Source organism: Thermaerobacter sp. PB12/4term, from assembly GCF_003403315.2.
GTDB lineage: Bacteria > Bacillota > Sulfobacillia > Thermaerobacterales > Thermaerobacteraceae > Thermaerobacter.
This window is the reverse complement of record NZ_CP048407.1, coordinates 778,119-792,372: the sequence shown is the minus strand read 5'-3', so window position 1 is coordinate 792,372 and position 14,254 is coordinate 778,119. Positions and strand designations below refer to the sequence as shown.

Annotated in this window: 14 protein-coding genes; 1 reads left to right on the top strand and 13 read right to left on the bottom strand. The window is 71.6% G+C overall.

Annotated elements, in window-relative coordinates; all coding sequences use genetic code 11:
- Positions 1-34 precede the first annotated feature (34 nt).
- Positions 35-478 carry a nucleotidyltransferase family protein gene (locus DYI95_RS13190; protein WP_371731885.1) on the top strand — a complete coding sequence of 148 codons (444 nt, stop codon included), beginning with the start codon at positions 35-37 and terminating at the stop codon, positions 476-478.
- Positions 479-716: 238 nt separating this feature from the next.
- On the opposite strand, the gene DYI95_RS03225 is transcribed toward DYI95_RS13190, so the two are convergent.
- The 13 genes from DYI95_RS03225 to DYI95_RS13185 all read right to left on the bottom strand — a co-directional run bounded on the left by DYI95_RS03225 (position 717) and on the right by DYI95_RS13185 (position 14,021).
- A complete protein-coding gene (locus tag DYI95_RS03225) occupies positions 717-1,580 on the bottom strand; it encodes a hypothetical protein (protein ID WP_116900838.1) in 864 nt (287 codons plus the stop codon).
- The gene (locus tag DYI95_RS03220) at positions 1,564-2,223 is read right to left on the bottom strand and encodes a PilN domain-containing protein (RefSeq protein WP_116900839.1); all 660 of its coding nucleotides are present in this window, start codon (positions 2,221-2,223) and stop codon (positions 1,564-1,566) included. Before DYI95_RS03220 ends, DYI95_RS03225 begins: the two co-directional genes overlap by 17 nt.
- The gene (locus DYI95_RS03215) at positions 2,220-3,689 is read right to left on the bottom strand and encodes a hypothetical protein (protein ID WP_203530691.1); all 1,470 of its coding nucleotides are present in this window, start codon (positions 3,687-3,689) and stop codon (positions 2,220-2,222) included. The genes DYI95_RS03220 and DYI95_RS03215 overlap by 4 nt, the downstream gene beginning before the upstream one ends.
- The gene (locus DYI95_RS03210; RefSeq protein ID WP_116900840.1) at positions 3,686-5,056 is read right to left on the bottom strand and encodes a hypothetical protein; all 1,371 of its coding nucleotides are present in this window, start codon (positions 5,054-5,056) and stop codon (positions 3,686-3,688) included. The genes DYI95_RS03215 and DYI95_RS03210 overlap by 4 nt, the downstream gene beginning before the upstream one ends.
- A gap of 266 nt (positions 5,057-5,322) precedes the next feature.
- Positions 5,323-5,943: a type II secretion system protein J gene (locus tag DYI95_RS03205; RefSeq protein WP_147308118.1), complete on the bottom strand. Its 621-nt coding sequence runs from the start codon at positions 5,941-5,943 to the stop codon at positions 5,323-5,325.
- 177 nt (positions 5,944-6,120) lie between these two features.
- Entirely contained in the window at positions 6,121-6,531 is a 411-nt protein-coding gene (locus DYI95_RS03200; protein WP_243149838.1) for a prepilin-type cleavage/methylation domain-containing protein, read from the bottom strand.
- 4 nt (positions 6,532-6,535) lie between these two features.
- Entirely contained in the window at positions 6,536-6,994 is a 459-nt protein-coding gene (locus tag DYI95_RS03195; RefSeq protein ID WP_116900843.1) for a type IV pilin protein, read from the bottom strand.
- A 282-nt stretch (positions 6,995-7,276) separates the two neighbouring features.
- Complete coding sequence (locus DYI95_RS03190) at positions 7,277-8,503, bottom strand: type II secretion system F family protein (RefSeq protein WP_116900844.1); 1,227 nt, start codon at positions 8,501-8,503, stop codon at positions 7,277-7,279.
- A gap of 232 nt (positions 8,504-8,735) precedes the next feature.
- Complete coding sequence (locus DYI95_RS03185; RefSeq protein ID WP_116900845.1) at positions 8,736-11,045, bottom strand: GspE/PulE family protein; 2,310 nt, start codon at positions 11,043-11,045, stop codon at positions 8,736-8,738.
- A 200-nt stretch (positions 11,046-11,245) separates the two neighbouring features.
- Positions 11,246-12,169 (bottom strand): A24 family peptidase, encoded by a 924-nt coding sequence (locus tag DYI95_RS12955; protein WP_116900846.1) that lies wholly within the window; start codon positions 12,167-12,169, stop codon positions 11,246-11,248.
- Between the two features lie 112 nt (positions 12,170-12,281).
- Positions 12,282-13,316, bottom strand: coding sequence for a type IV pilus twitching motility protein PilT (locus DYI95_RS03175; RefSeq protein WP_116900847.1), 1,035 nt, complete (start codon positions 13,314-13,316; stop codon positions 12,282-12,284).
- A gap of 107 nt (positions 13,317-13,423) precedes the next feature.
- Positions 13,424-13,744 (bottom strand): PIN domain-containing protein, encoded by a 321-nt coding sequence (locus DYI95_RS03170; RefSeq protein WP_164581332.1) that lies wholly within the window; start codon positions 13,742-13,744, stop codon positions 13,424-13,426.
- Entirely contained in the window at positions 13,674-14,021 is a 348-nt protein-coding gene (locus DYI95_RS13185; protein ID WP_371731896.1) for an AbrB/MazE/SpoVT family DNA-binding domain-containing protein, read from the bottom strand. Before DYI95_RS13185 ends, DYI95_RS03170 begins: the two co-directional genes overlap by 71 nt.
- Between the last annotated feature and the right edge of the window lie 233 nt (positions 14,022-14,254).

Below are 14,254 nucleotides of genomic sequence, written 5' to 3'. Positions count from 1 at the left end.
CGTGTCACCATGGACCAGGCGGGAATCCGGCTCGATGACGGGCAACAATGGACCCCAGAAACCGGTATACAAATTCACCCAGGTCCTTTATCCACGGACCATGCCCGCAATTCCCGCCACCAGCCAAACCCGTTCTTGCTCAAGCTTACCGTCCCGGGGGGTGACAGGCAACGTCATGGTGGTTGTGTTCGCCACCGTTTTGGAGGCTTGCCAGGCGGCCAACCGGCCGGCCCCCGGCTTTGACCCCGGGCCTATGCCGCATCGGAGGCGGCCCAACTCGCCCGCGAGGTGGTGGACTATTGTGCAGGTCAGGGTTTGGAGGCTGGACCTCGACGCCGTCCTCACGCAGTTGAGGTCCTGGGCAACGGACCTGCTGCAATGCAACCCGGCGGTCCAGGCCGTCGTGCTGTTCGGGTCGCTGGCCCGCGGTGACGCAACGGCCCATAGTGATGCCGATGTACTGGAACATCCCGTTTGATCAGCGGTACCGGTTCCTCAAGCCACCATCCATCGGCGTGCCGGTGGACATCTTCCCGTATTCGAAACATGAGGTCGAACAAATGCTACGGGAACGCTGGGGGATGGTGTTACCGGCCCTCCGGGACGGGATCGTGCTCGGGGAAAACAACGGAGCGTGGTCGGGTATTGCCGCTCTGGCGTCCCGGCCCGAGGACACGTAACGGATCCCCTGCTGTCCCGGCGTTCCTGTCCGGACCTCATTGGGCCGGCTCCTCCCCTTGCACGGCGACCGCCACAGGCGGCTGGCCCTTGACCACCAGCTCCCCGACCAACCGCAGGTCGTAGGGCACCCCTTCGCTACCACGGGCCGCCGACCAGCCTTGGATCCGGATGGCCTCCTGCCGGGCGATCTCGCCTGCGAAGTCGGCCAATTGCAGCCAATCGCCCTGGGCCACCACTTCGACGGTGACGGTCCCGTAGGCCGCATCCGCCGGCGGGCTGGAGCTCCCCGGCTGCGGCGTGGCGGAGTCGCCCGACGCTGTACCGGCCGGTTGACCGGAATTTCCGCCCGCGGCACCGGGACTCTCCCCGTCTTGCCCGGCCGGACTCCGGACAGGCTGGTAGGGCCCGAACACCACCGACGACAGCCGCACACCGGCCGCCGCAGCCTGGGTCTGCAGCCGCGTGACCACACCGGGCAGGTCCTCGACGGATACCAGGCCCTCCTCGGCTTGCTGCACCTGCTCGCGCAGCCCGGGCAATTGGGACGCCACCTGGCGGAGACCGGCGGCAGCTCCCTGCGCCTCGACCGCCGCCTGCCAGGCTTCCCCCACCCGTGCCCGCAGGACGAGCCAGCGCTCCACCTCCGGGGCCAGCATCAAGGGCGCAAAGGCCAGGCCGAAGGCCACCGCCACCAGCAAAAGCCACGGTGCCAACCGGATCCAAGGCGACCGGTGGGCTACCAGTCCCGAACGGAGACCCACCCACAACGGCGCGGAACCGCCGGATCCCCGCCCGCGACGGCGGGGACCCTGGCCCGGCGGGCCGCCCGGACCGGGGCCCGCGGCCACGGGCCCCTGGGCAGCCTCCAGCCAGGCCGGCCCTTCAAACCCCACCGTCATGGCCGAACATCTCCTTTAACCAGCCTTCAAACTGGAAGCTCACCGGCCCGCTCCCCAGGGACGAACCGGCCTCACCGGCGACCGCCTCCGAGCCCGTCTCCGCAGCCGTCGCCACTCGGACGTAGGCGAAGAACCCGCCCCGTTGCAGGGACCGGGCATACTGCTCCACCGCCTGGTAGGAGGGCGCCACGCCCGACAGGACCACCCGGCCTTCCTCGGCCAGGTTGGCGCTGGTCAAGCTGCTGCCCGGCGGGAGGGTGGCGGACAGGTGCCGGAGCAAGGCGTCTGACGCCACATACCCCGGGGGAAGGGATTGCAGGATTTCAAGCCGGGCGGTGAGCTCCGCCCGCTCCTGGATGCTGGGTGCGTAACGGGCCGCCTCGGCGCGCCAGCGGGCTTCATCGTCCTGCAAGGCCAGAATTTGGCGTTCCGTGCCGTCGTTGTGCAAGGTGATGCCTGTCCACGCAAGCACCATGGCAAGGTCTACTAGGGACACCAGCACCAGCAGCGCCACCGCTATCGCCACGACCCGCGCCCGCCGGGCGGGCAGCGCCGGCTGCAGCAGGTTGAAGGCCGGGACGACAAGTCCTCCCCGTTGTCGCCGCGACCTTCTTCCCTCCGAGGGCCAACGCACCCGGTTCATCCCTCCACCTCCTGCCGCCCGGCGTTCGTGCCGCACCCGGGGCCGGGAAGGGTTGTATGGCCCGCCACCGTCGATCCGGCGGGAGCCGGAGCGGTCGTGGGGACTTTGTCGTTGGCGCCGCCGAGGCGTGCCACCCCGAGGCCCGGGGCTGCGTCGCCCGGCAGCCCGGCAGTCGCCGTGAACGTCACCCCGGCGGTTCGCGAGACCGTGGAACAGGCCACGGCGGCGGCAGGCTCGTGGGTCGGGTCCGCCCCACCATCGCCCGAGCTGCCGTGGACCCCTGAGGTCGCCTCGCGCCGGGGCCATGACCGGCCCCGCGACCGAGCCCACCGCACGGCGTGCCAGAGCGCTAGGCCCGCGGCTAGCCATCCTTCGGGAGGACACCGGTGCAACGATTCCGCCGCCACCCATGCCCAGCCGTCGAGCCCTTCGCTGCAGCCCGGCCGCTCACCATGATCGCGTTGAGGGAACGACGACCCGCTGCCGGCGCCGGCCTCACCGCCCGCCCCGAGCCCCGGCCCACCATCACGGCCCGGAGTCCTGGGTTCCCCCGGCACCCGCACGGTGTCCCCCACGGCCTCCGCCAGGAGCGTCACCAGCGCCGGCCACCGAGCGCCGCCGCCGGCCGCCCAGAGGACCAGCGGCGCACCGGCCGTTTCCTGGCGCGACCGGCGCAGCAGCCGGGCCACGTCGCCAAGCAGTTCCACCACCGACCCGCAACCGGAGAGAACCCCGGTATCGCCCGCCAGCTCCGCATCCTTAAGCCTGCGCAGTTCCGCCACCGGCACGGCCAGGCGGCCCGCCAGCTCCGTATCGATGGCGATCCCGCCCGCGGCGGAGCGGTGGAAGGCCACAGGACGCCCGTCAGGGTCCACCACGATCAGGCGGCTGGCCGTGGCACCCAGGTCGACCACACCGCAAGCGTGTCCGGCGGGAACCGTTATTTGGAGGAACCGGGCCACCCGCCACCAGGTCACCCACTCGGGCTCCAGGACTTGCGGCCGGATCCCGTGCTGCCGCAGGGCACGGAACCGGGCATCGACGGCGGGCACGGCGGCCCCGGCCACCACCACCTGTCCCCCCTCTGGGCCGCTCTCCAGGCCTGCCAAACGGCCCTGGCCGGCAGCCGCCGGCCCCGCGCCCTCGCCGGCCAGGAACCGCCCGCCGGCTGTCAACCCCGCCGCCGCATCGGGGATCACGACATAGTCAAAAATGGCGTCGTCGACCGGAAACGGCAGGATCCGCTGCAATTCCCACCGCAAGGCCGCAGCCAGCTCGCGGCGGGACACCGGCGGCAATGGAAGGACGCGAAAGATGGCCTCGTCGACGGGAAGGGATGCCGCCACCGGCCCCCGCCCGCCCTCCCGGACCGGTTCAACCCCCCCGGCAGGCGACCACCAGACCCAGCGCAGTCCCGTGGTGCCCAGATCGACCCCCCAACCGCCCCCACGAGCCAAGCGGCTCACGGTCCTCCCCCTCTCTGTTCCGCCCACTCCAGCTGCGCCAGCACGCCCACCCCGGGGAGGGTCCCGGCCAGCTCAAACAGGGGGCGAGCGGCGGCCGGGTCCGCCGTTACCTCCCACCGGGATAGGGCGACCAGACCTTGATCCCTTAGTTCCACATCGCCGCCTGACACCAGCGTTCCGCGGAAGGTGACAAGCCCGAAAGAGACCAAGCTGGATAAATCGACCGTGAGTTTGGGCTGCCCCGACGGGCCCGGCACGCGCAGGGGAGCGGCGTAGGCCACCAGGGTCCGAGCGGACGACAAATTGACCAGGCTGAAGGCACGCAGCGTGATGTCGTTGGAAGGGTCACGGGCTGCGTCGGGGCGTTTGGGGTCGTAGGTACAGCCCGGTACGCTGGACGGGCAGTCGGGCGTGTTGGTGTCCAGGGCCAGCAAGATCGCTGCCTCCTGCAGCCCCCATTGGGCCAGGTCCACGGTATCGACCGCAATCTCCTTGCCGGCCACCACGATGCCCCCGCCGGTGACGGCGCCCGCATTAACCCACGCCAGGGTGTTCACCTCGACGGCACCGGCCACCACCAGCATGGCCCCTGGCTTGACGGTGATGTGGTCGGCATCCAGGTCGCCGGTCACGCCCGCCCAGGGTGCCGTCACGTCCAGCCGTTGACACGCATGCTTCTGCACCTCATACCAACCCGACGTGGCCAGCTGGCACGTCCGGGACGTAAGGCGGGTCACCTGTGTCGGGTTGGGCACCTGTGCGGCCAAAGCTCCGTAGGTGAGGCGCGGCCACGGCACGGAGCCCTGTCGGGCGCCCCATGCCTTGTCCCCACCTTGGAGGGTGTCGGCATACAGAGCCTCGGGCGAAAACGCGATGGGAAGGCGGGGGTCACACAAGAGGCAATCCCGGTCGAGAATCAGATCGTCGCCGGCCACCACCGGACGAAAGAAAGCCGAATCCACGGTCATCCGTACCGTGCGGCGGCTGGCCGGGCGCGCCTGGGCCCAGCCTGTACTCTCGATGGTGTAGCCCGTGCCTCCGGTACTGCCCGCTGCGATCAGACGCACCCGGTACGTGCCGTTACCAGTCTGGCCCATGGCGGCCTCGCCCGCCAGGAAGGCCGCGTCACCAGCCAGCACCCGTTGCAATCCTTCCGCCAGCCCGGCTTCGGCCGCATAGAAGGCCGTCTGGGCCTCAGCCCGGCGGACCGCCAGGGTGGACGCCCGCGCCCAGAGCGTGCTGAGGACCGCGGCCAGCACACCCACGAGCGCCAGCGCCACCAGGGCGATGAGCAAGGCCTGTCCCGGATCCCCCCAGCGGGCGGCCGGGTCGCCCCGGGTGGCGGTGGCGACCCGGCTTGGCCCCATGACCGCCCTGGGGGCCGTTCCAGGGGACACCCTGCACTGGCCGCTCTGTTTCCGATCCGGGTCGGGGCGATGCTGCCACGTGGACAGTCCCGCAAGGCTCCTCTCCATGGCCCCTGCCCCCAGCCTGGGACAGCCCCCACACCACGACGAGACACCCTAGGATTCCAGTTCCTCGCGGCCGATTCGCACGATTCTGGTGTCCAACCGCGGGGTGGGTAGAACGCGGCAGCGGGGGCCATCCATACCACTGGCAACGGTACCGGCTTCTACGGCAGCCCCGGATTCCGCAGGGTCACCACCCGCCCCACGGCGACTGGAGCACCCGCACGCCCATACCCCGGCGTCATCGGCGGGGTTCCGGTCAGGGCGAAGGTCACCGCCCGGACCTCGCTACAGCGCGGCTGCCCGTTGCCGCCACACCCCGTGACGGGGCTCCCCCCCGTTCCCGTGTAGTAACCCCACGTGAGGGCGGTGACCCGTACCGCGGGAGCCAGGACGCGAGGGGAGGTCAGATCGGTCCCGGGGCAACTGGATGTCGCGGGCCGCGGCGCCGCGATGGGCTCGACGACCAGGCGACCTTGGGCACCCACGCGGATCACCCCGCGCCAGACCTGCATCCCATCCCGGACACCGCACAGGGTCACCGCCTCGTTCGTCCCCTGAGCCAAGGCCGGGCGACCGGCTGCCCCGGCCTGGCGCAACAGGGCGGCGACGGCATCCGCCGCCTGGTGCAGGGACGTCAACTGTTCCGTAGCAACGCTGGCTCGTGCCTGGACGGCGGCCGTCCACGCCAGCAACGCCGCCGCGGACGCCGCCACCAGGCCCCCGATCACCAGGGCCACCATCCCCTCCACCAGGACATAACCGCCTTCGCCTCGCCGCCTCACCCGTGTCACCACCGCGAGGGGTAGGAACCCGCCGGCCGGCCCCGCGGGGCGGCCTGGCGGTCGTGGCGTGTTACTTCGGCGGCCGGAGAAATGGCGCTCGGCTGGCGCCGCGGCGCCGCTGGCCGCCGGAGTTCGCCGGCCCCTCCCTCCGCCGCCAGCGCGAACGACCTGAGGGAGCTACGGCCCGCTGGTCGCGAGGGAGGCCGCCGTCACCACCCGGTACAGCGCCGCCGCCGGCTGCCCCTGGCGGCCGGCAGGGAACACCGTCACGGAGAGGGCCGGCCAGGTCCCCGCCGGAGACCCCGCCCCCCCGCCTGCCGGCCCGCCACCGGCCACGCTTTCGAGTCGATAACCCAGGGTGGGCCAGCCGGCGGCGGCACAGGAACCGTCTTGAGGCTGCGCCCCCGGGGTGAGCAGGCCGGCCCGAACCGATTCAACCACGTGACCGGCGCAGGACACGGCCCCCTGCAACTGGCTGGCGCGGGCCGTTCCCCGCAAGAAACCGGTCATAGCGCCAAGAAAGGCGCCCGCGACCAGCGCGAAGACGAACAGGGCGACCAGGGCCTCGATCAGGCCGCTGCCGCGCATCCTCTTATTGTTGGCATTCTTGGCCGCGGCCCGTGTCCACAGTGCCATCGTTGTTCAACGTCCAGCACAGCGCGGTGCTGTTCGACTGCTTTGGCGTCGCCACCATCTTCGCGGCGGTCCCATCGTTCCTTCCGGAGTAGGCCCAGTTGTCACTCGTGGGCTGGTCGATCTCTTCCCACCACGACGACCCGTTCTCGGAGGGGAACTGCGAATGCTGCAGGTAATAGCTCCACAACTCCGCCTTCACCATGCTCCATGCCTGTTGTGCCTCGGATTCCCGCGCCCGAGCCACCATTCGTAGGTAGGTGGGTACGGCGATGGCGACCAGGATGGCCAAGACCGCCAGCACCACGCCCAGCTCGATCAAGGTGAAGCCCCGCTGGCGCCGCCGCGCCCGGTCCCGCCGGGCACCGGCCTTGACCTTTAAATGCGGCCGGATCTGTGGCCGATTCAGCTTCTCCATTCCTGCACCCTCCCCACAGGTCTCCCCACTGCCCGCAGCGTCCCCGGCATGGCGAGCCCGTCCCGTTCTGGCCCCTGGGTACCGGGGTCACCCCGGTGCAACGGCCACCGGCGAGGACCGTTCATGCCGCTGTCGTTGCCGCAGGCCGATTTGCAGAGCCGGGATTCGCCGCGCCGTGGCCGGTTCCTCCCCACCCAATACTTGCGGCACCTTCATGGCCGTGCCCTCCCGCCACGGGCTGGCCCCTTCCCGGCAAGACCCCCGGCGTGCCGACCGGGGCTCCTAGCCCCCCATCTGCGACACGCTGGACATCAGCGTGAACATTGGCAGGAAGACGGACAGGGCAATGAACCCCACCACGCCCCCCATGAGGACCACCAGCACCGGTTCCAGCAGCGACGTAAGGGTGGCCAGTCGGTTGTCGGTCTCCTCCTCGGCCAGCGCGGCGGCCCGGTCCAGCAACTCGTCCAAAGCGCCGCTCCGCTCGCCGATGGCCACCAGGTCGGCCACCAGGGCCGGGAAGGCCCCGGACACCCGGAGGGCGGCCGACAGGCTGGCACCCCGTTCCACCCCCTTTCGCGTTTCCTCCAGGGCGACGCGAAAAACCTGGTTCCCGGCCAGCCGGCCTGCCGCGTCAAGTGCCTCGAGCAGCGGAAAGCCGCTCCGTACCATCGAGGCCAGCCCGCGGGTCACGCGGGCCACCACCAGTGCCCTGGCCACCGGCCCGACCACGGGCGCCCGCAGGATCCAGCCGTCGACCCGCGCCCGGCCGGCGGGACTGCGGGCCCACAACCAGGCCGCGGCGGCCAGAGTCCCCAGAACCAGTACGGCGAGATATGCCACGGCGGGCCGGTTCATCAGGGTGACCCAAAAGCGGGTGGGCCACGGCAAGGGCACGTTGAACTGCTGGAAGATGCCCACGAAGGTGGGCACGATGAACGTCACCGTCACGGCCACCACCGCCGCGGCCACCAGCAGCACGAAGGCCGGGTAGGCCAGGGCCGAGCGGACCTTGCCCTCGACCTTCAGGCGACGATCCTCGTCGGCCGCCAGCCGGGCCAGGACCTCGTCCAGGCGCCCGGACAGCTCCGCCGCCCGCACCATGGCAACGTGGACGTCGTCGAAGGCCCCGCGGGCATGGGCCATGGCCTCGTGGAGCAGCCTCCCGGACCCAATGTCCCGCAGGATCCCGGCCGCCACCTGCCGCAGCCGTCCCCGGCCCTGTTCGACCAGCGACTCCATGCACACGCTCAGAGGAAGACCGGCCCGGATCATGGTCGCCAGCTGGCGGAAGAACACGGCCCGGTCGCGGGTGGCCAGGCCCGTGCGGCTCATCCCCAAGAGATCCCGCACGTCGGCATCCCGCCAGCGGCTCTCTCGGCGGATGACCAGGGGGATGTATCCCGAGGCGTGGAGCAGGCCAAGCACCTGGGACACCGAGTCGGCCTCGATGCGGCCCTGAACCTTGCGGCCGCTGGCACCATGGCGGGCCACGTAGTAAAAGGCCATGGCCGAACAGTCCTCCTTTCGGTCCCAGGCGGTGCGCCCCCGGTGGCGGGCGGGACGGCCAGCCCCAGTACAGCCACCCTGTAGGAGGCTCCAGAGCAGCCGCCCTCCGGGCGGCCCCACACAGCCCGTCCACGGGGGCTGCACCTGCCGATGGCCGCGGCGATCCGGAGCGGCATCCCCGTAAGGGCGGTTCCCCCCTTACCCCACCGGTGGCAGCCGATTCACGGCACCGTCACTCGCCGGGCAACCGCCCCGGGACGGCCAGGGACGACTGCGCGGTCTGGGACGCCGTTCCCGCCGGCGACCGTCCAGCGTCCCAGGACGCCGCGGCGACCTGGGACACCGCGCCGGCTCGCGCTGCCGGAGATACGGCCTTCTCCCACCCCGGCGCCTCCGTGACGCGCAGGACTTCCTCCACCGACGTCACACCGGCCAGGACCAGCTCCAGCCCTGCCTGACGCAGCGTGCGCATTCCGGCCGCCGCCGCCCGCCGGCCCAGTTCCGCCGCCGTCGCCCCGCGCGTCACCAGTTCCCGCAGCTCCGGGTTCATCACCATGAGCTCGGCCACAGCCTGGCGCCCGGCGTACCCACCCCGGCACTCCGGACAGCCGCCGGGCCGGTAGAGGAGGCCGCTCTCGGGTAACGCCACGCCCGCCCGTGCGAACACCGCCTGTACCCCCTCTCCGGGCTCATAGGGCTGCCGGCAGTGGGGGCACAGCACCCGCACCAGCCGCTGGGCCAGCACGGCCACCAGGGACGACCCCAACAGGAAGGGTTCGATGCCCATGTCCACCAGGCGGGTCAGGCTGGACGGGGCGTCGTTGGTGTGCAGGGTGCTCAGGATCAGGTGCCCCGTCAGGGCCGCCCGCACGGCCGTGTCGGCCGTCTCCCGGTCGCGGATCTCTCCCACCATGATCACGTCGGGGTCCTGGCGGAGGAAGTGGCGCAGAGCCACCTCGAAGGTCAGGCCCGCGCGCGGGTTCACCTGGCTCTGGTTGGCCCCGGGAATCTCGTACTCAACGGGATCCTCGATGGTCAGGACGTTGAGCCGGGCGCGGTCGATCTCCCGCAGGAGCGCCGCCAGAGTGGTCGACTTGCCGCTCCCCGTCGGCCCTGTCACCAGCAGGAGCCCGTAGGGCCGGCTTACCAGCTCCCGCAGCTGCCCGACCATCCCATCGGGTAGCCCCAGGGCATCCAGACGTGCCCCGCCCATGGCCCGGTCTAGCAGGCGAATCACCACCTTCTCCCCGTGGACGGTGGGCATCGTGGAGCACCGGCAGTCGAACTCGCGCCCCTCGACCACGATGCGGAACCGGCCGTCCTGCGGCAGACGCCGCTCGGCGATGTCCATGCCCGCCAGGACCTTGATCCGCGTGGTCACCGCGGCGTGCAGCGCTGCCGGCGGGCGCATCGCCACGTGCAGCATGCCGTCGATGCGGAAACGGATGGTGAAGGTGCCGTCGCCCGGTTCGAGGTGGACGTCCGACGCCTTCTGCCGCACCGCCTGCTCCAGCAGGTTCCGCACGAACTCGACCACGGGTGCCTGGGCTTCCGAGGCCACCACTTGCTCGGGACGAACCGGCCCCTGGCCCGGCCCGCCGTTCCGGTCCCCATCGCCCCGGCGGTCCCGTAGGCTGGCTCCCACAGAACCCGGAAAACCAGCCCGACGAATGGTAGCGCCGCCGCCCGCCACCTCGGAAGATCCGGCCGGCCCAACGCGACCGGGCACGCCGATCACCGGGGCCGTACCCAGGCCGTGTTCGGTGGCGACGCCCCCGGCATCACCCGGCGCCCCACCATCCGGGTCCATACCGCTTGGTTCCCTGGTCACTCCGCCGGTTCCCCAGGCCGCCGGGTCGGCGCCCGGTTTGTCCCGGTACCGGTTCGCCGCACCCGAGGCCGCGCCGGGCGCAGCTGCGACGATCTCGCCGCGGGCCCCCAGGCCACGGAGCCCCTCGCCGCCAGCCTCGCCGGCGGCACCCCCGGGTCCCTCGCCTGCGAAGCCTGCTGGGGAAGCCGGTTCGTCCCAGGCCGGTTCGCCCCGGGATGGCCGCTCGCCTACGTCGCCCCGCGTCGCCCTCAGGGCCCGTTCCGCCACCTCCAGCAGGCCGAAGATCCGCCCCACCGCCACCTTGATCTCGTCCTCGTCGGCCAGGACCGGCTCGACGTCCCGCCCCGTCACCAGGCGGACCTGGTCCAGGGCCTCCAGGTCCGTGGGATCGGCCATGGCCACCACCAGGCGGCGGCCGTCGTCGTCCACCGGAAGAACCTGATACCGCCGGGCGACCCAGTCCGGCACGCGGCGGGCCACCGCCGGGTCCGGCGGGTTGCGGCGAAGATCCCACACCCGCACCGCCAGCTGGGCGGACAGCGCTTCCTGGAGCTGGGCCCGGGTGATCCAGCCGTGGCGGAGCAGGATCTGCCCCAGCCGCCGGCCCGTCCGGCGCTGCTCCTCGAGGGCGGCCTGCAGCTGGTCCCGGGTGATCCAACCCCGCTCCACCAGGTAGTCGCCCAGCTGGCCGCGGAACAGCCATCGGGCCATGGTCCTCCCCCCCCACTCCCCACCGTCAAAGGCCGACCCCGTGCCGGGGCCGCCTCGCGTGTGCCGGCCCCGGTTCGCCTCGAGCCAGGTCGTCCCGTCCGCGCCCGGGCCGCGCCCCCCTCGCAGCCCGGACTGCCTCACAGCGCCGGTTGGCACTGCTGCCTGCGGGGCGGGTCTTCACCCCGCGACCATGGCGGCACCTACCCGGTCCCAAGCCCCAGGTACGCCTGCCACAGCCCCTCGCCGAAGAACCAGCCCACCAGCCCCCCGGCCGCCAGGAAGGGGCCGAAGGGGATCACGTCCCGGCGGCCCCGGCGCCCGGTGAGCAGGAGAACGCCCGCCACCAGCCCGCCGAGGATCGCCGCGGTGAACAGGGCCACCGGCAGGGCCCGCGGCCCCAGGTAGAACCCGAGCCAGGCGGCCAGCTTGACGTCGCCGAAGCCCAGGCCGCCGCGGGAACCCCACCGCAAAATTTGGAAGATAAGTCCCCCGACCGCTGCTGCTCCGAGGGCGCGGGCCCAGGGCGCCCATCCCGGTGCCACGGCCGGCGGGCGGATGAAAGGCGCCGAGGGCGTGGCCGCGGAGGCGGGAGCCGGTTCGTCCGGACCCGGGACGGCGAAGGCTCCAGCACCAGGCCCCACAAGGGAGGCCGGCGCCACCGGCGCGGCCAGCCACCCCGCCCACGGCCCGGGCACCACCAGGGCCAGCACCACCAGGGCCGCCCAGCCCAGCCCCGCCAGCAAGGCCACGTTGGGGATCAGCTGGCAGCGCAAGTCGACCCCAGTGACGGCGACCAGCACCGCGACAAACCCAAGGCCCAGCAACAGTTGCGCCGGGGTCCCGGCCGCTGCGGCGACGGCAGCGAAGAGCAATCCCGTGACCGACTCCACCAGGGGCGCCTGCCAGCCGATGGCGCCGCCGCAGGTCCGGCACCGGCCCCGCAGCACGATCCAGCTGGCCACGGGCACCATCTCCAGGGGGCGGAGGCGCCGCCCGCAGTGCTCGCAGCGGGACGGCGGGAAGGTCACCGGTTCTTCCCGCGGCCACCGGTCGATGAAGGTATTGAGGAAACTGCCCACCGCCAGGCCGGCGACCCCGGCCAGGACCGTGACGGCCGGCCCCACCGCTTGCCCTCCCCCCGGCCCACCTGCGTCCCGCATTGGCGTTCCCTGGCACCCGTCCCACTTCCCGCGGCCTGGCCCGCGCCGCCGCGGCCCGGCGGCGGCACGGGGAGGCCTACCGCACCCCCACCCGCAGCAGCGCCTCCCGCGTCACCAGGCCCCGGGCCAGCAGCTGGCCGGCGCTCTCCCGCAGGGTCACCATGCCGTACTGGCGGGAGGTCTCCATCACCGCCATCAGCTGGGCCGTCTTCCCCTCGCGGATCAGGTTCCGCACCGCCGCCGTCCCGAGCAGGACCTCGGCCAGGACGTGCCGGCCCTGCCCGTCGGCCGCCGGCACCAGCCGCTGGGCCACCACGCCCTCCAGGACCCCCGCCAGCTGCACCCGCACCTGGTTCTGCTGCTCCGCGGGGAAGACGTCGATGATCCGGTCGACCGCCTGGGGAGCGCTGGGCGTGTGCAGGGTCGCCAGCACCAGGTGCCCCGTCTCCGCCGCCGTCAGGGCGATGGCGATGGTCTCCAGGTCCCGCATCTCCCCGACCATGATCACGTCGGGGTCTTCCCGCAGGGCCGCCCGCAGCCCGGCGGCGAAGGTGGACACGTCGAGGCCCACCTCCCGCTGATGGACCAGGCTCAGGCGGTGGCGGTGCAGGTACTCGATGGGGTCTTCCAGTGTCACGACGTGGACCCGGCGGGTGCGGTTGATCCGGTCGATCATGGCCGCCAGGGTGGTCGACTTGCCGCTGCCCGTGGGCCCGGTGACCAGCACCAGCCCCTGGGACAGCTCGCAGAGGCCGGCCACGGCGGGCGGCAGGCCGAGTTCGTCCAGGTCGGGGACGGTGGCGGGGATCAGCCGGAAGGCGGCCGCCAGGCTGCCCCGCTGCCGGTAGATGTTGGCCCGGAAGCGGCCGACCCCGGGCAGGCTGTAGGCGAAGTCCACCTGCCCCTCCCGCTCCAGGCGCTCCTGGAGGCGAGCGTCCAGGACCGGACGAACCAGCTCCCGGATGTCCTCCGGGCGCAGGCGAGGTCCCGGCAGGTCGGCCAGCTCCCCGTTCACCCGCACCACCGGGGGCGATTCCACCGTCAGGTGCAGGTCGGAGGCGCCGTGTTCGGCGGCCTGACGCAACCATTCGGCCAGTTCGGGCCCTTTCACGTCCCTTCCCCCCGGGTGGAGGTCCATCCACACCGTTCCAGGCGACGAAATTTAACAGGATTTAGTTCGCGGGTGTCAAGGGGGATTCCTGTCGAAAGAACGCCTTTTCACCATTCCGCCAGCCGCGCTGCCAGTCGCTTGAGATCGCGGTCGTTGGATGCGACCCGGTAAGGCGTGGTCTGGGACCGCGAAGCCAGGTAGCCGTCCACGAAGTCGAGCTTCTTCGAGTACCGGCTCAGGGCGTAGAGGACGTGCTCCTCGTCCTCGCATTCCACCCCGGGCAAGGCGAGCACCCGTTCGACCAGGCCGGCCGCCTCGCGGGGAGGTAAGTCGAAGCCTGAAAGCATGAGCAAGGTCTCAAACACCACGACGGGCGTCACCACCAGGGTCACGTCGCTCCTGGCGGCCCGCTCGAAGAGATTCCGCAAGGACCTCCGCTTGCGATTTGGGCTGGCTGTCGCGCCAGGCTTCGGCATACTCGCCGGCCGCTCGCTCGAGGGCTTCCGCAAGGGACCGCCCTGCTGTGCGTTGTAGCGCTCCTGCCACCTCGTCGACGGACCTTGGCGCAGGCAACGGGTGAAGGACGATGTCGCCTGCCTCGTTGACGTAGCAGACCATCTTGCGCCCTTCGGCGATCCCCAGGGCCTCCCGGATGCCAACGGGCAGGGTGACCTGCCCTCGCCCACCAACGCGGAGAATGGCCATGAGCCGCTCACCTCGCGCCCTCATTGTCGACAACCGCCCCCTTGATGTCAATTTAGACCTCAGCTGTCCGATTCGGCGACTCTCATACGGAATGGTGAACGGTTACAGCGCATTCTATGCAGGGCAATCAGTGGACCCTCTACGAATTGGTGCAGCAATGCCACGCACCCTAGGGCGGAGGCGGACGCGGTGCACCAGGTCGGTGTGGCGCAGGTTGCTGGGCCGCCTAAAAG